This window comes from Okeanomitos corallinicola TIOX110 (genome assembly GCF_038050375.1).
GTDB lineage: Bacteria > Cyanobacteriota > Cyanobacteriia > Cyanobacteriales > Nostocaceae > Okeanomitos > Okeanomitos corallinicola.
In genome coordinates this window covers 536,405-555,517 of the sequence record NZ_CP150886.1, presented here as the reverse complement: position 1 = coordinate 555,517, position 19,113 = coordinate 536,405, and the positions used below count along the sequence as shown (strand labels likewise).

General features: G+C 37.5%; 16 protein-coding genes, 3 tRNA genes and 1 pseudogene. 6 read left to right on the top strand and 14 right to left on the bottom strand.

The features are described from left to right. Window positions 1–95 precede the first annotated feature (95 nt). Window positions 96–1,628: a SagB/ThcOx family dehydrogenase gene (locus tag WJM97_RS02285; RefSeq protein WP_353931443.1), complete on the top strand. Its 1,533-nt coding sequence runs from the start codon at window positions 96–98 to the stop codon at window positions 1,626–1,628. A gap of 403 nt (window positions 1,629–2,031) precedes the next feature. Here the strand turns inward: WJM97_RS02285 and WJM97_RS02280 are convergent, their stop codons facing one another. The 4 genes from WJM97_RS02280 to pds all read right to left on the bottom strand — a co-directional run bounded on the left by WJM97_RS02280 (window position 2,032) and on the right by pds (window position 6,121). Further along, window positions 2,032–3,327, bottom strand: coding sequence for an ABC transporter substrate-binding protein (locus WJM97_RS02280; RefSeq protein ID WP_353931442.1), 1,296 nt, complete (start codon window positions 3,325–3,327; stop codon window positions 2,032–2,034). A gap of 200 nt (window positions 3,328–3,527) precedes the next feature. Continuing rightward, a tRNA-Ser gene (locus WJM97_RS02275) sits at window positions 3,528–3,619 on the bottom strand. A gap of 146 nt (window positions 3,620–3,765) precedes the next feature. Next, complete coding sequence (gene crtB / locus WJM97_RS02270) at window positions 3,766–4,698, bottom strand: 15-cis-phytoene synthase CrtB (RefSeq protein ID WP_353931441.1); 933 nt, start codon at window positions 4,696–4,698, stop codon at window positions 3,766–3,768. Further along, complete coding sequence (pds, locus tag WJM97_RS02265) at window positions 4,682–6,121, bottom strand: 15-cis-phytoene desaturase (RefSeq protein ID WP_353931440.1); 1,440 nt, start codon at window positions 6,119–6,121, stop codon at window positions 4,682–4,684. Before pds ends, crtB begins: the two co-directional genes overlap by 17 nt. Before the next feature lie 154 nt (window positions 6,122–6,275). Here pds and nagZ point away from each other — a divergent pair, with 154 nt between their 5' ends. Then, a complete protein-coding gene (nagZ, locus tag WJM97_RS02260) occupies window positions 6,276–7,355 on the top strand; it encodes a beta-N-acetylhexosaminidase (protein ID WP_353931439.1) in 1,080 nt (359 codons plus the stop codon). Window positions 7,356–7,521: 166 nt separating this feature from the next. Here nagZ and WJM97_RS02255 read toward each other — a convergent pair whose 3' ends face one another. Then, window positions 7,522–7,737 (bottom strand): hypothetical protein, encoded by a 216-nt coding sequence (locus WJM97_RS02255; RefSeq protein WP_353931438.1) that lies wholly within the window; start codon window positions 7,735–7,737, stop codon window positions 7,522–7,524. Between the two features lie 513 nt (window positions 7,738–8,250). On the opposite strand from WJM97_RS02255, the gene WJM97_RS02250 reads away from it, so the two are divergent. Both WJM97_RS02250 and WJM97_RS02245 read left to right on the top strand, forming a co-directional pair. Continuing rightward, window positions 8,251–12,012, top strand: coding sequence for a P-loop NTPase fold protein (locus WJM97_RS02250; protein WP_353931437.1), 3,762 nt, complete (start codon window positions 8,251–8,253; stop codon window positions 12,010–12,012). 430 nt (window positions 12,013–12,442) lie between these two features. Further along, window positions 12,443–13,408, top strand: a complete 966-nt coding sequence (locus tag WJM97_RS02245; protein ID WP_353931436.1) for a transposase — start codon at window positions 12,443–12,445, stop codon at window positions 13,406–13,408. A gap of 35 nt (window positions 13,409–13,443) precedes the next feature. Here the strand turns inward: WJM97_RS02245 and WJM97_RS02240 are convergent, their stop codons facing one another. From WJM97_RS02240 to WJM97_RS02220, 5 genes and pseudogenes are all read right to left on the bottom strand, one after another. After that, window positions 13,444–13,689, bottom strand: coding sequence for a hypothetical protein (locus WJM97_RS02240; RefSeq protein WP_353931435.1), 246 nt, complete (start codon window positions 13,687–13,689; stop codon window positions 13,444–13,446). A 57-nt stretch (window positions 13,690–13,746) separates the two neighbouring features. Then, on the bottom strand, window positions 13,747–14,220 hold the full coding sequence (locus WJM97_RS02235) for a type II toxin-antitoxin system VapC family toxin (protein ID WP_353931434.1): 474 nt from the start codon (window positions 14,218–14,220) through the stop codon (window positions 13,747–13,749). Then, complete coding sequence (locus WJM97_RS02230) at window positions 14,198–14,488, bottom strand: DUF2281 domain-containing protein (protein ID WP_323314034.1); 291 nt, start codon at window positions 14,486–14,488, stop codon at window positions 14,198–14,200. The genes WJM97_RS02235 and WJM97_RS02230 overlap by 23 nt, the downstream gene beginning before the upstream one ends. Window positions 14,489–14,533: 45 nt before the next feature. After that, entirely contained in the window at window positions 14,534–15,118 is a 585-nt protein-coding gene (locus WJM97_RS02225) for a mobilization protein (RefSeq protein ID WP_353931433.1), read from the bottom strand. Further along, window positions 15,096–15,362: pseudogene (locus WJM97_RS02220) on the bottom strand (IS701 family transposase); the annotation flags it as partial. The pseudogene WJM97_RS02220 and the gene WJM97_RS02225, both read right to left, overlap by 23 nt. Before the next feature lie 55 nt (window positions 15,363–15,417). On the opposite strand from WJM97_RS02220, the gene WJM97_RS02215 reads away from it, so the two are divergent. After that, window positions 15,418–16,365, top strand: a complete 948-nt coding sequence (locus tag WJM97_RS02215; RefSeq protein ID WP_353929831.1) for an IS630 family transposase — start codon at window positions 15,418–15,420, stop codon at window positions 16,363–16,365. Window positions 16,366–16,923: 558 nt separating this feature from the next. On the opposite strand, the gene WJM97_RS02210 is transcribed toward WJM97_RS02215, so the two are convergent. The 4 genes from WJM97_RS02210 to psaK all read right to left on the bottom strand — a co-directional run bounded on the left by WJM97_RS02210 (window position 16,924) and on the right by psaK (window position 18,238). Further along, complete coding sequence (locus WJM97_RS02210; RefSeq protein WP_353931432.1) at window positions 16,924–17,253, bottom strand: hypothetical protein; 330 nt, start codon at window positions 17,251–17,253, stop codon at window positions 16,924–16,926. Between the two features lie 196 nt (window positions 17,254–17,449). Continuing rightward, window positions 17,450–17,521 (bottom strand) — tRNA-Lys (locus WJM97_RS02205). A gap of 110 nt (window positions 17,522–17,631) precedes the next feature. Next, window positions 17,632–17,704 (bottom strand) — tRNA-Ala (locus WJM97_RS02200). Window positions 17,705–17,977: 273 nt separating this feature from the next. Beyond that, window positions 17,978–18,238: a photosystem I reaction center subunit PsaK gene (gene psaK / locus WJM97_RS02195; protein ID WP_353931431.1), complete on the bottom strand. Its 261-nt coding sequence runs from the start codon at window positions 18,236–18,238 to the stop codon at window positions 17,978–17,980. Window positions 18,239–18,490: 252 nt separating this feature from the next. Between psaK and WJM97_RS02190 the strand changes: the two genes are divergently transcribed. Next, window positions 18,491–18,928, top strand: coding sequence for a SufE family protein (locus tag WJM97_RS02190; protein ID WP_353931430.1), 438 nt, complete (start codon window positions 18,491–18,493; stop codon window positions 18,926–18,928). Window positions 18,929–19,113 lie beyond the last annotated feature (185 nt).

Genomic DNA, 19,113 nt, shown 5'->3' with positions numbered 1-19,113 from the left:
CTACTCTTGCCAAAATTTTACTCATTCAGACAAAAAATTAAGCTGATGAATGTCAAGATCAAAAAATAGAACTTTTTGAGGATATTAAAAATACTATGCCAGAAATATACGAATCAATTGCTCAACATTACCACGAGCGGACTAAATACGACCCGGAAACCTTGGCCGGAAAAAGTCAGCAGCTAGACTGGGCTAAACAGCCTGTACCATTTAAAGAATACAAAATTGGCTCTGATTTTGACCTTAAACCCTATTTACAAGAACACCCAGACACTTTTACTCACAATTCAGACGCTAAATGGTGGCAAAGACTCTCCAAGCTGTTATTCCATAGCTATGGACTCACCGCCAAAATGCCATCTATGGGTAGTGCAGTATATTTACGGTCTGCCCCTAGTGCCGGGGGTTTATATCCAGCAGAAGTATATTTAGTTTCCCGTGGGACACCATTGTTACCGGCTGGACTTTATAACTATCAGTGTCGCACTCATTCTTTAAAACAGTTTTGGGAAAGTGATGTCTGGACAAATTTACAAAGTGCTTGTTTCTGGCATCCTAGTTTAGAAAGTACCCAACTAGCTATTGTTACGACTGCGGTTTTTTATCGTTCTGCTTGGCGCTATGAAGACCGCGCTTATCGGCGCATTTTTCTCGATACTGGGCATCTTTTAGGTAACATCGAATTAGCTGGTGCAATAACTGATTTTCGTCCCCATTTAATTGGCGGTTTTATTGATGAAGCTGTCAACAATATGCTGTATATTGATCCTCAACAAGAAGGTGCAACCGTTGTTATCGCTTTGGCTGATTTATTAGATATTAAACAAAATTTACCCTTGGGAAAAACTGCACTACCTTCATCAACAGACATTGAATATCCCTCAATTCCTGATGGTAAACTGCTCAAATATTTTCATCTTCATACTCAAATTACAGCGGAAGAAACAGGTAAGAAAAATTTAAACTTAGTCAAACCTGAAAAGTCATTAGAAGATAAATATAATTTCCCTTTTTGTGAAAAATTTTCTACTGCTACTACACCTATTGACTGGGGTAGAAATCTTTCCAGTTTAGAAAATACAATGTATAAACGTCGTTCTACCCGTGCTTATAGTGATGAAAATTTGACTTTTGATGAATTAAAGGCTTTACTCGATTTTACTTATCAACCAGAAAATTATCTAGAGCAAAATTTAGATACTACTCCTGATTATTTTGATCTGAATTTAATTGAAACTTTTATTGCTGTTTCTGGTGTAAAAGGACTTGATTCCGGTTGTTATTATTATGCACCCAAAGCTCAAGAATTAAGACAAATTCGCTTTAAAAATTTTCGTCGGGAATTACATTTTCTCTGTTTGGGACAGGAGCTAGGAAGGGATGCTAAAGCGGTAATCTTTCATACTGCTGATTTAAAGGCAGCAATTGATAAATATGGCGATCGCGTTTACCGTTATTTACATTTAGATGCTGGTCATTTAGGTCAAAAGCTTAATTTAGCAGCTATTAGCCTTAATTTAGGAGTCAGCGGTATCGGTGGCTTTTTTGATGATCAGGTGAATGATGTTTTAGGTATTCCTGCCGATGAAGCTGTTCTATATATTACTACATTGGGAAGGCCTAGGTAAAACGAATTTTGCTCATAAAAAATAACCCTCTTCTGTCATTCTCTGAAAAGCTTTATCATTTCTGAATAGAAATTCCACAAGATGACCAAGACCTGAATCAATTGATATTGCGTCTCTTGAGAACTTTTTATGAATAGGATAAATCGGAAAGTAACAGAAGAGGGGGTAGAACATTAGTTAATTCTAATTGACAACAAGCATCAGATTTAACAGTTGCTAATCTTTTTCACTACTTTAATATTAGAGATGAATCAGAAGAAAAATAAAAATTAAATCAATAATCAACTTTTAAAAATTTTGATGAAAGCAAAACTCAGTTGCATACAAAAACTAGAAAAAATACGCCATACATGAAAGTATAGACGTATTTAATTTAAACTTTTAATTTACATCATTGACAGCTTTACTGTGCTTTAACAGTGTCTATGACCGTAATCTTGCCATCATCTCCCACTGTCCAAACATCATATACACCGACGACATCACCGTTAGCATCTACATCAACATTACCGCTTGCACCTTGGTAATTAATCTTTTTATCTTCTTGAAGTAGCTTGAGTCCTTCGCAGACATCAGAAACCTCTGTACCTTCTCCACCAGCCACTTCCCGGAGTTTACTAGCAATACCAACTCCTGTATTATCTTTAGCAGCTTGTGCGGATAAAACTAACAAAGCTGCTGCATCCCAAGCTTGAGGTGCATATTCTCCTGGTGTACCGCCTTTTTTCTCTTGCCACAATTTATTAAAAGCCTCTAATGCTTTACCATCAGAACCAGGAACTGTACCCACTGCACCAGATAACAGGTATTTACCATCTGCTCCTTTACCTACTTGGTCGGGGAATTCAGGTGATTTTACCCCATCAGTGAGCATTATTTGTACACCCTTAGTTAAACCTTGCTGATAAGCAGATTTCAGGAATAAACTACCTGTTTCTGCATACATCACAGCTACTACAGCATCGGGTTTACCTGCAAATGCTGCACCTGCTTCAGTTTGAAAGGTTTGAGCTTTGGGGTCATAACGAACAGGTTTATCTTTGTTAATTACTGTTCCCCCTAATTTTTCAAAAGCGTCTACAAATGCTTTTTCAAAAGCTACGCCATAGTCATTGTTGATGACGACTGTGGAAACTCTTTTAAAACCTCTTTTATTAGCTAATTGAGCTAAAGCCGGAGCTTGGTAGTTATCTGAGGGAGAAGTCCGCGCCCAAAATCCTTTAAAATCGCCGTTTTTGGCTTTTTCCGTAAATATGGGACTGGTGCTACCAGGGGAAATTAACATGACTTGATTGGGTACAGCAACGGAAACCGCAGCGGTAGAGACACTACTAGCAAAAGAACCAACCACACCACCGACTTTATCTACAGTTGCGAGTTTGGTCATCCCTGCTGCACCTACTTTAGGGTCGGTTTGGTCATCTACTTCTACGAGGGTGACTGATTCTCCATTCACACCACCGCAAGCGTTGACGGTTTCTACCAGTAAAGGAACTGAACCAGCCATCTGTTGACCAATGGAAGCTAGGTCGCCAGTCGTTGGTAACAAAGTCCCAATTTTTAAACCTTTGGCACTACTTGATGGGGTTGTTGTGGTGTTGGTATCTGTTGTGGTGGTGGTATTTTCACAGGCGGTCATTAATAAGCCGCTGACCACAGTTACTAAACTCAGAAATAGGGAAACACTAGATTTTGGCATATTGTCCTTTCACTCCTCTCATGTTGAGGAGCTTGAAAATCAGCAGACTAACCCTTTAGTTTAGCTGCTAGTTCTTCAAGCCTCAAATCATAAATAATAACATTTACGTTTGGATAGATTGGCAATTGCTCAAATACTCAAAAAACCCTGTAATTTGTCTTGATTACAGAGTTTTTTAAATTCTATTTATTAGCTGCGAACGGAGAGGGAGGGATTCGAACCCTCGGATGGACCTTACGATTCCATCAACAGATTAGCAATCTGCCGCTTTCGACCACTCAGCCACCTCTCCAGAGGTAACAGTAACTAATAGTAGCAGAGTATTTTTTATTCGTCAATAGTTTTTTCAGTTATCAGTGAAATAAGGGAGGAGGGGGAGATGGGGAGAGGGGGGGAAGATTTTTACCAATGCCCAATGCCCAATGCCCCATACCCAACTTATAAAACTTGCGATCGCATCCAAGCTGCCGGTAATGTACGTAATTTTTGCACCTGGGGAACGTAAGCACGTTGACTAAACACTTGATAATCATTGCGCTCAATCACATCTAAAATCTGTCCATAGAGCATAGATGCTGCCCAAACTGGCCAACGGGCATCAGGGGCAAGATAAGTAATTCCCCTATCTGCTTTAGTATAAAATTCGCGGGCGCGTTGAATTTGAAATTTCATCAATGCACGCCAACGGTCATCTAAAACACCTCGGAAAAGTTCTTCTTCGCTATAGTTAAATTTAGCTAAGTCTTCTAAAGGTAGATAAATTCTACCCCGACGTGCATCTTCACCAACATCACGGAGAATGTTAGTAAGTTGGTTAGCTATACCCAAGGCGATCGCTTCATCTATGGGTAAATAAGGTTGTTGATTTCTATGCCAAGGGGCAGTATAAATACTGGTATCTACACCCATAATGGTAGTTGACATTAAGCCAACTGTACCAGCTACTCGGTAGCAGTAAAGATATAAATCCTCAAAAGTTTCATAGCGACTACGGTATAAATCCATGCGCTGACCGGCGATCATATCCCGAAAGGGTTGAATTTCCAGTGGAAACCGTTGCAGGGTATCTACTAAAGCTACATCGTAGTTATCTAATGGTTGTCCAGCAAAAACTGAGTCTAGCTGCTTTTCCCATAATTCTAAAGTTTCTGGGGTCGTTCTAGCAGCAGCAGGACCATCTACTAATTCATCTGTACGGCGACACCAAGCGTATATTGCCCAAACAGATTGACGTTTTGCCGGACTCATCAGCAATGTACCCAAGTAAAAGGTTTTGGCGTACTTGGCTGTAAGTTCTTGGCAAAGTTTGTAGGACTCGTCTACAGAGACCAGCGTTTTCATGCGCGGTGGGGAATCAGGCAGTTGCAGCATTCTTTGCGGGCGGTCGAGTTGGCGTTTGCAGGTGGGAAGGGTTTGCTACCGTTGGCGCTTCCGAGATCGCCTGTGCTGTTAGCTTACCAGAAAGTACAGCGCCTTCCATACTGCCTAAATAGCGTTGCATGGTATAACTTCCACTTAAAAAGAAGTTAGCTATAGGAGTTGTTTGGGATGGGCGGTACTGTTGACGACCAGGGGTCGCTGTGTAAACTGAACGTGGCGTTTTCACAACGTGAGATTTCAGCAGCTTGGCTGGGTTTTCTCCTGTAAAGTGGTCAGGGAAGAGTTTTTCCAACTCGGCCATAGTAGCAGAGATAATTTCCTGATCAGATTTGCTAATCCAATCTTTGGCAGGTGCAAGAACTAATTCCAGCATTGACCGATCAGGGTTAGCATACTCACGACAGGTATTACTCATATCAGCATAAACGCTGAGGAGTGGCGATCGCGAAAATAAGAGATGATCAATATCTGTTAACTTCCGATCAAACCACATATGGAGGTTAATGACTGGTACACCTTCTAAACCTTCTAGCTTTTGGAAAAATTCCATTTGCTGCCAAGGTTTGGGCAACATTACTTTTAATGGGTCAACCGATATGGCTGATACGTAAAAGTCTGCTGTCACTAATTCATCTGCTTCTCCGTTTAAACCCCGCAGCAAAAACCCTTTGACTGTACCATCTGAGTTCAGCACGATCTCTTTTAAGGGAGCATTAAGCTTCACTTCTCCACCCCCAGCGGTAATGTAATCAACAATGGGTTGGCAGAGTCTCTCTGTCGGAGAACCATCTAAAAAGGCAATTTTTGAACCGTAACGTTCTTGTAAAAACCGATTGAGGGCGGTTAGTAAAATTGTGGAGGATACTTCATCAGGGTTAATAAAGGTGAGTGCCTTAGAAGCTGCAATAAATACATCAGTGGCTACTCGTTCACCTATACCTTGTCTTTTCAACCACTCTGAGAAGCTGTACTTATCCATCTCCTCAACATATTTTTGACCGCGAACGATGGCCGGAAGCAAACCAATGGCAAAACGAATTTTTTGCTCCCAAGTCAACATATCATTGTTATTTATGATGGAAGCAATGATGTTAAACGGTGAGGGAATATCAGGAACATCAAAACGTGATAGTGTCCCTGGTTTATCTGGTTGGTTAAAAATCAGTGTATGCTCTTTCCATTGAAGTCGGTCTTCAATACCTAACTCCTTGAGCAATTGCAGCATATTGGGATATGCCCCAAAGAAAGCGTGCAAACCGGTTTCGTACCAGTCTCCGTCAGAGTCTTTCCATGCTGCCACCAAACCACCTAGTACATCCCGACTTTCAAAGATAATGGGTGTGTGACCTGCATCTATTAGATATTTCGCACAGGAAAGTCCTGCTAAACCAGCACCAGCGATAGCTACTCGCATTTAAACCTACTGTTTTCAATATTTCTTAACTGTTCTGTCGTTTTCATTATACTTTGCATTCTGTTACATTTAACCTGGCTTTTTGGAAATTGGTGACTGGTGATTGGTGATTGGTAATATTTATCCTGACTCCTGCCTCCTAGAACTTTTGAATATGAAACATTTACAAAAATTTGGTAATCATTTAATTCTTGGTATTTCTGGTACAACTCTCAGTGATGATGATAAACGGGTGCTGAATGAGTTAAAACCTGTAGGTGTAATTTTTTTTGGTAAGAACTTTTTGGATGGTGTACCTTATCCGGTTTGGTTAGAACACTTTGAAAATTTACTAAATCAAATACGAGAATATACTGAACGGAATACCCTGTTTACCAGTTTAGATCATGAGGGTGGAAGAGTTGTCAGAACTCCATTACCTATTACTCGCTTTCCCTGTGCTTACTTGGTGCGATCGCAAGCTTATAAGGTAGCAAAAGCAACGGCACTAGAATTAAAATCATTAGGTATTAATCTTTCCTTTTCCCCAGTTGCTGATATTTTTTCCAACCCTGAAAACCCTATCATTGGTTCTCGTGCTTTTGGTATAACTCCTCAAACAGCTAGTCAAAGTGCGCTTAAATACTACCAAGGACTAAAAGAAGTAGGTATTCTTGGTTGTGCTAAACATTTTCCTGGACACGGAGACACAAGTACAGATTCCCATGTTGAGTTACCGATATTGAATCTCAGTTTAGAAGAATTACAAAAACGGGAATTAATACCTTTTCAAACTCTCATTCGGGAACAAATACCATTAATTATGACAGCACATATATTATTCCCACAAATTGATCCAGAAGTTCCAGCGACTTTATCAAAAACAATTTTAAATCATATTCTCCGGCAAGAATTAAATTATCAGGGTGTAATTGTTTCTGACGACTTAGATATGAAAGCAGTTTCTGATATGTTTATGCAGTCAGGAACAATAGCTAAGGCTTTTAATGCTGGTTGTGATTTATTTATAGTATCTCGCAATATCAATTCTTCCACATTAGAGAGAACTTATAAAATAGCAGCAGATTTTGAGAATAGTTTAAACAATGGTAGCTTGAGTGAAACAGTTGTAGAAACAGCAAGAACAAGAATTGAAAACCTATTAGCAGTAACTCCCCAATATTCAGTTTATGAATTAGAAAAAGAGACATTATTAAATCATGCCGAGTTAGCAATTAATTGTACTTGGCAATAGAATATGTTATAAAAACAATATTAAAATAGACAATATTTAGGGTGCGTTAGTGATAATGTAACGCACCTAAGTTTGGACAATGATATAAAGTAAATTGGATTAAAAGTGATATTTACCAGCAATGATCAAATTTTCAGGTCAACAAATCTGAAACTACAGATTTTTTCTAATCTTCCCAACCTTGATATTGTGCTAACATTGCTTCCTTATCAGTTATTTCACCAAATCCTGGCGGACTGAGGTAGGAAATTCCCAAAGCTTGCAAATATCTACTATAGTCAAAACCTCCTTCCTTCTCACCACCACCATTAATGTTAGCAGTAGCTTCTGGGGTAAGTTCCGTAATCAATAGCTGGGTTTCAAAATTTTCCATGTTTAACATCTGGATTTATCCCAAATTCACCTAGATTAAAAAGTTAGTTGAGAACTGATATTTAATTCTGCAACTAATGTTTATATAGTAAATTCTCTAATTTTTAATTACCTCCGAAATCAGAAATTTAACTTAGGTAGTAATTGCCATCTGATGAAATTACTTCCAGTTATTGAGAATAATATAAAAATTCTCTGACATTAATAATGTAAATATTCAGTTTTCAGTTTATGAGTTTTAGCTGATTTTTCAATAAGCGAGTTATTTAACAATCAGTTAATAAAATAGGATTAAAAATCTTATAAGCTTTGTATAGCAAGACTTGTGATAGTTTCAATCATCAAAATCAATTTTTGTATCTCAGTAATATTGTGATTTTGCAGGTTATGCAGTTAACATTTAGATGAGAAAAAGCAATATTTTTTAACAAAAGCCGAGAATAGAGAACCTGAGTTTTGAAGTTTGTAAATAAAGTTATAAAAGTATTTACAAACAAAAAACAACATAGTAAAACCAGTAAAATTGGACATAACTCAGACTGGCATGGAAGCACCCCAAAACCTAGAAACAGCAACCCCAGCAACAGAAAAACCCTTTGCGCAATTTGAGAGTGCAGTATTAGCAGTAGCGATATCACCCCAGGGACGCATTGCTGTGGGTTTGGAAGATGGGAGGATTGAAATTTGGGATATTTTAACTGGGGAAAAGTGGGTAAGTTACCAAGGACATGATGAAATTGTCAGCAGCGTCAGTTTTAGTCCTGACGGCAAGACCTTGGTTTCTGGTAGTTATGACAAGACTATCAAACTCTGGGATGTGGAGACAGGAGGGGAAATTCGCACCCTTGAGGGACATAATGATTCAGTCTTTAGCGTCAGTTTTAGTCCTGACGGCAAGACCTTGGCTTCTGGTAGTTATGACAAGACTATCCACCTCTGGGATGTAGAGACAGGAGGGGAAATTCGCACCCTTCAGAGGCATAATGAAACTGTCATCAGCGTCAGTTTTAGTCCTAACGGCAAGACCTTGGCTTCTGTTAGTGCAGACAAGACTATCAAACTCTGGGATGTGGAGACAGGAGGGGAAATTCGCACCCTTGAGGGACATAATGATTCAGTCTTTAGCGTCAGTTTTAGTCCTGACGGCAAGACCTTGGCTTCTGGTAGTTATGACAAGACTATCAAACTCTGGGATGTAGAGACAGGAGGGGAAATTCGCACCCTTCAAGGGCATAATGAAACTGTCATCAGCGTCAGTTTTAGTCCTGACGGCAAGACCTTGGCTTCTGGTAGTGCAGACAAGACCGTGCGGTTATGGAATCTTTCTGACTCCCAAGGAAAGCCATATATAGAAATTGGCAAACATGAAGGGGCGGTTTATTCCGTCGCTTTTGACCCCTTGGGAGATTACATCATCAGTGCTGGTGAAGATGGTATCAAAGTCTGGCGCTGGCAAAGGTTTAATATTCATCGTGTGTCTCAACCTTTTCGTAATGACCAAGCAACTGGTGAAGATTCTTTAGATGTGGCTAAGGAATTACAAGCTTTAGCTGATGTATTAATGTTACGAACTCTTGAACCTCCTTTAGCGGTAGCAATTTTCGGTAGTTGGGGAAGTGGTAAGTCTTTTGGAATGCACTTGATAGAACAGCAAATTACTAAAATTCGCTGTCAACAATTAACCGCAAAACAAACATGGGGAAAAAACGGAGATGAACCTAATCTTTCTCCTTATGTTGGTCATGTTTATCAAATTAAATTTAATGCTTGGAGTTATGCTAAGTCTGAACTTTGGCCAAGTTTAATGCAAACTATTTTTGATCAACTTGACCGTCAATTAACGTTAGAGAAACAGTTAGGTGAAGTTTCTGATTTACTCGCAGGTGGTGATGTTTGGCAGGTTGTAAATCAGATGAGTGATGGTGATAGAAAAGCAATTTTAGAATCAGAATTAAGTCAGGAAGTATTTACTCAATTCAAAAACCAAACTACTGAGAGTAATTCTCTGTGGGATGTTCTCAGTCAAGTGAGAAAAGAGGAACAGGAAAAGTTAAAACAAACTGTAGAAAAATTAGAAAATTTAGAAGCAGAATTTCAACGAGATAATCAGGAAATAGAGGAAGCATTTAATCGAGATACTGAAAAGATTGAAAATGAGTTTAACCAAGAAGTTAAAAACATAGAAAAAAATGTTGAACAAGAGATGAAAGATTTATCAGCTTTGATTGTTTTTCTATCTCAACTTAAAGAAACTCTCAAGGATGATTTTGGTGATTCTATTCTCAAAGATTTACTCAATTTCTGTGGTTTTCAAGATCGCCAAGATTTAGAAAATCAGTTTCCGATGTTGAATTTGGATAAGTTGGCTAATTCTAATGTTACTGAAATGGCACAGGAGTTAGTTGAAAAAAAAGATGATAAAATTAACAGACTTGTTAGTAATATCAAGAAAATAAATTATTTTTTAGAAGAACAACCTAGCAATATCGTTGGTGTAATTGAATTTATTAAAAAAGACAAGAAAACATTATTGATATTTGTAGCTACAACTGGTTTACCTTTTATTGCTTATTTTGTCATAGTTTCTGTTATTCCCAAGTTGTTACCAGCAATGATCGAAATATCCGCAGCTTTGCAATTCTGGTTAACGAGTGTATCTGCTATTCCAGCTATATCTGTGAGTATAGAAATATTTAAAAAAGTCCGTATCTTGCAGGTAAAAACTGTGAGATTTTTACAAGTTGCTAAGGAAAATGTCAATCAAGAAAAACAAAAGTTAGCACAAGTTAAGGATGAAAAAATCAAAGATAAAATTAATAAACGCAAAGCAGAGTATGAAGAAAATCAGGTCAAAGAAATTAAGAATAGAAAAAAAGTAGCTGAATCTGAAATAGCTGTTAAACAACAGGAAATAGAAAAACTTAAAATCCAGATAGAACGACAAAAACAGCGAGTTGGTTTAACTGCTAACTATAAATCTTTATTGGATTTTGTCAACAATCGTTTAGAGGATAATTCCTATCAGAAATTTTTAGGAATTATGCACCAAATTCAAGATGATTTAGCAGATTTATCTGAACATTTAAGCTATAAACCTGGTAATACAAATCCTGAAAAGTTGAAGGTTTTAAAGGAATATTTTCCCAGAGGTCCTGCGAGAATTGTTTTGTATATAGATGATTTAGACCGTTGTCCTCCTGATAAGGTTGTCCAGGTTTTGGAAGCTGTACAGTTATTGTTAAATACGGATCTTTTTATTATCGTTTTAGCAATAGATGATCGTTATATTGGTCGTGCTTTAGAATATATTTATAGAGGTGTTTTAAAACGAAATGGTACTCCGTCCGGGGTTGATTATTTAGAGAAAATTATTCAAATTCCCTATCGAATGCGGCCAATTAATAAAGATATAACTGCAAGTTATTTAAGTTCTTTGGTGGATATTAATGAGGGGTCTAAAAACGAAAATAGGGAAAATTTTTCAATGTTCCAGCAAGTAACTGATGATGATTCTATTTTAGAACAAACCGATGAATTAGATGAATTACCAGAACAATCATATCAAGATGAATTTGCAGAAATACCTGTTCAATTAGGACAAGAAAATGAGAAAAATTTGAGTGTATCAGTTCCTAGTAAAAAATCAAGTTCTAAAAATGTTAAAGCAGATAATTCAGAAGATAATAATATCGAAAATCAAGATTCTGTCAATAAAAATACAGATGATTTAGTTAGTTTTGAAAGATTTTCTGCTGAAGAATTTGCTTGGATATCAGAATGTTGTCAGCACGTTGATTTAACTCCAAGAACTGCAAAACGACTGATTAATATTTGCAAAATCATTAAAATTATCTGGACTCCTACGGAGAATGATACTACTTGGAAAGTTGAACCAAAACCTGTTTGTAAGCAAACTCTCATAGCATTTTTAGCTTTAGCGGGAAGATATCCCAGGGAGGTGCGGAAGTTATTGGAAGAGATTTATTTAGATTTTGAAGAAACAGATAGTGATACGGTGATTATTCAAAAAGATGAGTGGTTAAACCGTGTCCAAAAACTAGATGTATTTATGGATAGACACAACCAAAGGGAGTGGAAGAAGTTTAAAAATGATTTTATGAAGATGTCACCACAGGATGAGTTTATTTTTGAGAAAAGAACTTTTAATTTAGCTAGGTCTTTCTGTTTTGTGGGTGATCTTGGTTATGATCCTGATGATCATTATAATTGGGTTTCTAGAGTTGAAGATGGGAAGAAAATAATTGGTTTTAGTAGAAATATTTAAGCACAATATTTAAGGTGCATCAATAATACAATAACGCACCCTAAATGAGATCCTATTTTTACTACTTTGTGGCGTTTAATGAGTTTAATGGGTGATCTGAGATTCGAACTCAGAACCAGCGGATTAAGAGACAGCAATCCTGCAACTTCACAAGGGAAAATCATCAGCTTTTTATCCAAACTGATGATTAGAACATGAATATTAAGGAAAATTAATTTTTGACTATTGGAGGTAACGGGCGGGCGGGATTGCTCATAGCTAAATCAAATGATCTAGGACTTACGCATTGACAGAATAATAAAATAGTGCATTGATAAATATGGGTCGTCTAGTAATGGGTGTGGGAGAATGAGAGAAATTACTAAACCCTTGCTACGCAACGCTAACGCGAACGACAGCACAATGCAATCTAGACATCTACACCTTATTTTTGCTGTCAGAGCCAAAGTATGGAGGGTGCAGTAGGTTAGCAGAGATATTGGGAAATGTTTCACATGATAGTGTAAACCGCTTTTTATTGAGAGAGAGATACGAACCCAAAGATTTATTCAAAATAATAGAGAAAATAATTAACCTAGAAGGAGGAATATTAAGTGTAGATGACACGGTTATAGAAAAGATTTACAGCGACCCCAAAAATGCCGAATTAATCGGTTATTTTTGGTCAGGAAAAGCCCATAAAACTATTATTGGCTTAAATTTAATCACTTTATATTACAGTGATATTAATGGTAATTCAGTCCCAATTAATTACAGAATATATGATAAAAAGGAGGGAAAAACAAAAAACGATTATTTTAGAGAAATGGTAAGTGAAATAATAAGCTGGGGAGTCAAACCCAGAATGGTAACAGGAGATAGTTGGTATTCTGGAGTAGAAAACTTGAAGTTTCTAAAAAACCAGAAATTGGGGTTTTTATTCGGAATTGAAAAAAATAGAACTGTTTCAAACGAGCCACATAAGTATTGTCAGGTCAGCACTCTGGCTATTTCTGAAGAAGGATTAAGGACTCATCTGAAAGAATTTGGATTTATAAAGTTGTTTAGGAAAGACTTTAAAAAAGAAGACTCTAGACATTATATTTTATATCTGCCAGATGAGGAGAAAATCAAAGACATAACTAGAAGTACCTTCGTCACAATTCATGATACCCATTGGGGTATTGAAACATTTCATCGAGCCATAAAACAAGTATGTGGAATTTGTCGGTTCATGGTTAGAGATACCTGTGCAATCAAAACTCACATATTTTGTTCACTTCAAGCTTTTGTGAAATTGGAGTTTATGCGCTCTGAAAAAATAATTAGCAATTGGTATGAAGTACAGAGGAATCTGTTTACTTCTGTTGTCCGTGAACACATTTTTGCTAACCTTGACAAGAATGCCATTGTCTAGACTGCATAAATGATATTTTTGTCAATGCGTAAGTCCTATTGACAATAAACAATAATCATCTTCGCCCAAGAACTGACGGTTGTTATCCCCAACTTCTGCTGTAACCAAGGCTGAAACTCACCATAAAAATCATCATCCTCCTGAGTGGTTTCAATTCCTAACTCACTACGGGCGTATTCATACCCCACTAAAAACATAAATAAATCGCTCACCGAAGAGCGACCAATATACATTCCTGGCTTAGTTCTCACCTTTTTAAAAATCTCAAAAACTCCAGTCATTATCTTTTCCTCTTTAGCCAAGCTGTTCATTTACCTTCACTTCTCTTTTATGCAGATTTACAGCCAAGATTCAACAGACAATGGTCGTACTTGTATAATACGCTGAAAGTCACTATCGGCTGATACAACGGTAAGACTGTGTTGTAAAGCTACAGCAGTAATCCAGAGGTCATTTTCATCAAAGCCTAAATCAGTGATTTTCGTTTTTCTTCGCTTGCTTTTTTCTTTCGGTGCAAATTGATTGAACAAAGCGGCTTTCAGTTGTCCGTACATAGTAGCAGTAAATCCATCAATACTGTAAATGTATATACCCTGTAGAAAACGGTGAATCAGAGCTAAGTTACTTTCCCTGCGTTGAGAACGTTCTGCCATGTCTATCAGTTCACCTTGAACAATGACGCAGGTTGTAATTAAAGAATTTTCCATCTCAGCAAGGTGACGAAGCACATTGGCATCACCGAGAATTGCCAGGCTACAGTGATTTGTATCTAGTAGGTACATTGGTACATTATTCAAAGGGGTTATCGTCATCAAATTTGGCCTTGCCACGAGTGGCATAAACTAGCTGGAGGCACTCTTGTAAATCATCACCTTCCCATTTACCAATCGTTTTCAAGTGTTCTAGGAGTGAATTACCTGTGGAATTTACTCTTGTGTGAGTAGGTTCTTCAGCTACTTCTACTTTGGGCTGTGTTTGGGTTTCCTTGGCTTTGAGAAAGCGTAAAAAGTCTAGGGTTTCAGCCAGAATGCTGTCTGGAGTGGATTCAATTTCTTGGAGAAGTAGTTCTTTGAGCATCATTCTTCATCTCTCCTCTACGTGATAGAACATTCTTGAATAGCTGCATCAATCTTCATTATGACAATAGTTTCTTTGAGGGCTACCAAAATAGGCTATATCTACTGAGAATTTATTAGCCGGTTGAGCCACATTCCATACTTGCGCCTTGCCAATTTCTTCATAAGCTTTTTTAAGAAAACTATGCAAACGCTGCTGACCCAAAACACCCAACTCAGCAGTTAAGAAAGCTTGAGAAAAGTTTATCCGCGTTGCATCAAGTAAATCCCGCTCTCGATAACTAAACTTAGGAAAGTTAATTATAGGTACTTGTTGAGCTTGAATTAACTCTTGTAAATCCTCTCTTTCATCCACGTGTTTCCAGTCATCGCATAGACCAAAATTGCGAACAAAGACGTGCTTAATTTTGCCTTCAAAGTGGTTTAAAGATTGAATCAATAACTGAACGCTATCATATCCACCATTGCCAACAAACCACTTGCAGATATCGACTTTATGCTGAGTTCCCATTTCTAGTATTTGATTGCGCTCAATCCAATCATTCACTGCTCTAGTTACGTGAGCAGGTAAATTGACAATCACAGGAGTTGTCAGTGCTAAATTAAAAATTTGTTTTTCCCTCCTTTTTATCATATATTCTGTAATTAATTGGGACTGAATTACCATTAATATCACTGTAATATAAAGTGATTAAATTTAAGCCAATAATAGTTTTATGGGCTTTTCCTGACCAAAAATAACCGATTAATTCGGCATTTTTGGGGTCGCTGTAAATCTTTTCTATAACCGTGTCATCTACACTTAATATTCCTCCTTCTAGGTTAATTATTTTCTCTATTATTTTGAATAAATCTTTGGGTTCGTATCTCTCTCTCAATACAGCACTTCCGGCTGTAATGAGGTACACTAGATTAAAATACAAATGCTTTTAAATGAAATCATACTCTGTGGATCTTCGAGAAAAAATAGTTGCTGCGCATATTCAAAAAAACATATCAATCAGGAAAGTAGCTAATATATTTTCTGTGTCAAAAAGTTTAGTACAAAAGCTGGTAAAACAACAAAAAATTGATGGAGATTTACAACCCAAGAAGCGAGGAAAACCACAATTTAGTCATCTGACAAATGCGGACATAGATTTAAGAGAATTGGTTGAAGCAAATTCGGATGCAACATTGATAGAATTGTGTGAATTATTTGCAGATAAAACTGGTAATTGGGTAGGTCGAAGTGCAATGTGTTCTGCATTACAGAAATTAGGATTAAATCGTAAAAAAAAAACAACGCGGAGTACCCAAGCAGGAACAGAAAGAGTTCTGAATTTAAGATTAGATTATTGGGATCAGGTCAAAAATATAGAGCCAGAAAATTTAGTATTTCTGGACGAAACTGGTATCCTACTTGGCTTAACGAGGACTCATGCCCGCTCACAACTAGGAGCAAGAGCTTACTCTGTCAAACCCTTTTATCGAGGCTCAAAGGTTACAGTAATTGGAGCTATTAGTATTAAAAAAGTAGTTGCATTAATGACAATGAATGATTCAATGGATGGCAACGCTTTTGAAGTATTTGTTGAAAAGTTTTTAGTGCCACAGTTATGGTCGGGAGCAGTAGTAGTAATGGATAATTTATCCGCACATAAACGAGATTCAATTGTGTCAATGATTGAAGCTGTTGGTGCTTCAGTTCTTTGTTTATCCTCATACTCTCCTGATTTTAATCCAATTGAATTATGGTGGTCACAACTCAAATCTTTCTTACGTAGCTTTACTCCAACCACAACAGAAATGGTTGATAAGCTAATCTCAGTTGCACTCGACTTAATAAATCCTCAACATTTAAGAAACTGGTTTGCTAGTTGCTGCTACTGTACCTCATAACAGCCGGAAGTGCTGTAATCCAATATTTGGATCATTGGTGGGAATCGAAAGTAAAGGATTCCCATCCTGATCCAAAACTACTAAAAGATAAGGAGGTATTTTTTCTTGATTATCTCTCCTTATGATTTCGACCCTTTGAGTAACATCCAACTTAACCCAGTAGCCAGCCCCGCCAACGACTGATTCTCGCTGCGGATTGAAGCAAGAGGAAATAACAATATTGTTATATCCTTCGAATCCGGAAGAAAAGACCCGTCGGAGGATTACTTCTATTGGAGTGAAGTCGAATCTTACCCAGGAATCCTCCCTTGGGTAACCCGGAAAGATATTACCTTCTGCATCTCGGCGATAAGGTAATATGGAATTGAAAATTCGAACCTCTACATATACGCAGTGGGGCTGATTAGGGTTAGGGATTATTTGCGGATCTATCGGCTCATTAAATTGATAGGAATTCCCACCATTAGAAACAGTCGGCAATTGCCCCATCGGACATGAAAACATATTTCTCCTTACCCCGCCAGAAAAATAGTATCGGCAGGGATTTTATGGATACAATTAATAATCTTCAGGATTTAAGGAAGTATCATCTTCCTTGGCTAAATTAATTACAATTTGATCTACTCGATGCTCTATATCATTAGTTCCATCATTTTTTGAGGTGAAGGATTTAAATCCCTCTGATATATACACTTTCTGCTCGTATTCTGCATCAAACTGAGCCTGATTCAAAATTGGCTTTGCAGTGATAGCAATAGCGGAAATAATCTGATCAGCAGAGTGAGACTCTGATGGCGATAGTCCTATATCGGTTTTGTCTAAAAAGATTTGTGTGGAGGTTTGGCTGGCGTTCGAGCCTAATACGTCCTGCAATGATTTTTCAGCCATTTTCTTTGAGGTTTAACCTATTTATTTATACAAATAATTATATTTTAAATTACTCATGAAAATGAATAGAGGCGAGGATTGTTTGCTGCCAAGCGCATTGGACAGCCTTGATTCTAATTGCCTCTCAAGTGAGGGGGATTCTTTCTGATAGTAGGCAAGATTTAGGCAAGAAAAAATATAATGGATTATAAATTAATGGGTAATCTGGGATTTGAACCCAGAACCAGCGGATTAAGAGTCCGATGCTCTGCCGTTGAGCTAATCACCCGAATTAATGCAATAATAGCAGAATTCTAAGGCTGGTGCTAGTGGTGCAGTCAAAAAACCGTCTAAGGTGGGAATTTAATTATGAAGGTAATTTTTTGATTAGCACTGTAATGGAGTTAAGGGGAATCGAACCCCTGACCTCTTGAATGCCATTCAAGCGCTCTACCAACTGAGCTATAACCCCATAAATTTAGATTAGCATTATCTATTGTGACAGATAATATCAAATTAGTCAAGATAATTACCAAAAATCCCGACCAACATCAACTAGGCCGGGATAATTAATCACAATGGATACACAATTTAGATGTAAAGCTTATAGGGTGTTTGAAAACTTTTTAGTTTTGTATCCAGCACTTGTAAATCCCCCCTAACCCCTTATTAAGGGGGGAAATAGAGTCACAGTAGGGGATCTGAAAATATTTGATACATGATGTGAGACTTTTCAAACATCCTCTTAGATTCTGCCAATGTTGTGCAGACCTAAGATAATACCAGCACCTAAAATATGACCAAAAGCAGTAGTTGCGAGTATAGCAGGTAAACCAAAACCACCAAAGAATCTGGGAGAGGGTGCGGCTGGTTCTACGCTAGGATATTCGATGGTAAATTTACCATAGGCGATCGCTATAATATTAGCGATAATCATAATTATGCCAACGGTAGGAGTCCATTCTAGGGGTGTGGGTGCTGTAGCGAGTAAAACAGAAGTCAACATCGAGTTTTCTCCTCAAATTCTAAATTTATGGACTAATAATCTTAATAATTACTAATAAAAACCAATAAAGATCCCAATTAAGCAGTATTATTTAATATTTTGTCTAATTACTTCATAATTTATCAGTTACTAGCCATTTCACCATCACCCGTTCTCTGTATCCTATCACTTACATCCTGTCCCTGGCGATCGCTCGCAAATATCCCAGATCATTTACACTCAACATAAGACGGATTATTTTCTAGAATTACTATGTCCTTGAGTCTTGACTCCTTACCACCAGCTTTAGCTAAAATTGTCCAGCGCTTCCAACGTGCTTCCGATCCAAAACGACGTTATGAACAATTGATCTGGTATGCTCAGAAACTACCAGAATTTCCCGAAGCTGATAAAGTCCCCGAAAATAAAGTCCCTGGTTGCGTTTCCCAGGTATATGTCACAGCTTCATTTAATGATGAGGGGAAAGTATTTTTTCAAGGAGATTCTGATTCTCAGCTAACCAAAGGTTTGTTAGCACTTTTGATAGAAGGATGCAAAGGACTAACACCTACAGAAATTGTAGAATTAAAACCTGATTTTATTCAAGCCACAGGTTTAGATGTCAGTCTCACACCTTCCCGCGCGAATGGTTTCTACAACATCTTTAAAACCATGCAGAAAAAAGCACTGGAATGTAAGTTAGAAAATTAACGGTGATAGGTGAAGCGGGAAGTAAACGAAGAATCTCCGGCAGTCTTTTTGGAAACAAAACTACCATTTTTAACGAATATGTGTTAGACAGGTAATGATTTTCAATAAATGTCAGAATTTAGCAGTCAGGAGATTAGGAAATCAGTAGATGATCAAATACTGGTTTTTTACGTAACTATTCAAAA

Excerpts from the sequence above, each read along its gene's own strand:
- WJM97_RS02240 (WP_353931435.1), bottom strand. The coding sequence starts at position 13,689 with ATGACTGGAGTTTTTGAGATTTTTAAAAAGGTGAGAACTAAGCCAGGA.
- WJM97_RS02190 (WP_353931430.1), top strand. The coding sequence starts at position 18,491 with ATGTCCTTGAGTCTTGACTCCTTACCACCAGCTTTAGCTAAAATTGTC.
- WJM97_RS02210 (WP_353931432.1), bottom strand. The coding sequence starts at position 17,253 with ATGGCTGAAAAATCATTGCAGGACGTATTAGGCTCGAACGCCAGCCAA.
- WJM97_RS02285 (WP_353931443.1), top strand. The coding sequence starts at position 96 with ATGCCAGAAATATACGAATCAATTGCTCAACATTACCACGAGCGGACT.
- nagZ (WP_353931439.1), top strand. The coding sequence starts at position 6,276 with ATGAAACATTTACAAAAATTTGGTAATCATTTAATTCTTGGTATTTCT.
- WJM97_RS02225 (WP_353931433.1), bottom strand. The coding sequence starts at position 15,118 with ATGATAAAAAGGAGGGAAAAACAAATTTTTAATTTAGCACTGACAACT.
- WJM97_RS02280 (WP_353931442.1), bottom strand. The coding sequence starts at position 3,327 with ATGCCAAAATCTAGTGTTTCCCTATTTCTGAGTTTAGTAACTGTGGTC.
- WJM97_RS02235 (WP_353931434.1), bottom strand. The coding sequence starts at position 14,220 with ATGACGATAACCCCTTTGAATAATGTACCAATGTACCTACTAGATACA.
- WJM97_RS02230 (WP_323314034.1), bottom strand. The coding sequence starts at position 14,488 with ATGATGCTCAAAGAACTACTTCTCCAAGAAATTGAATCCACTCCAGAC.
- WJM97_RS02255 (WP_353931438.1), bottom strand. The coding sequence starts at position 7,737 with ATGTTAAACATGGAAAATTTTGAAACCCAGCTATTGATTACGGAACTT.
- crtB (WP_353931441.1), bottom strand. The coding sequence starts at position 4,698 with ATGCTGCAACTGCCTGATTCCCCACCGCGCATGAAAACGCTGGTCTCT.
- WJM97_RS02215 (WP_353929831.1), top strand. The coding sequence starts at position 15,418 with ATGAAATCATACTCTGTGGATCTTCGAGAAAAAATAGTTGCTGCGCAT.
- pds (WP_353931440.1), bottom strand. The coding sequence starts at position 6,121 with ATGCGAGTAGCTATCGCTGGTGCTGGTTTAGCAGGACTTTCCTGTGCG.
- psaK (WP_353931431.1), bottom strand. The coding sequence starts at position 18,238 with ATGTTGACTTCTGTTTTACTCGCTACAGCACCCACACCCCTAGAATGG.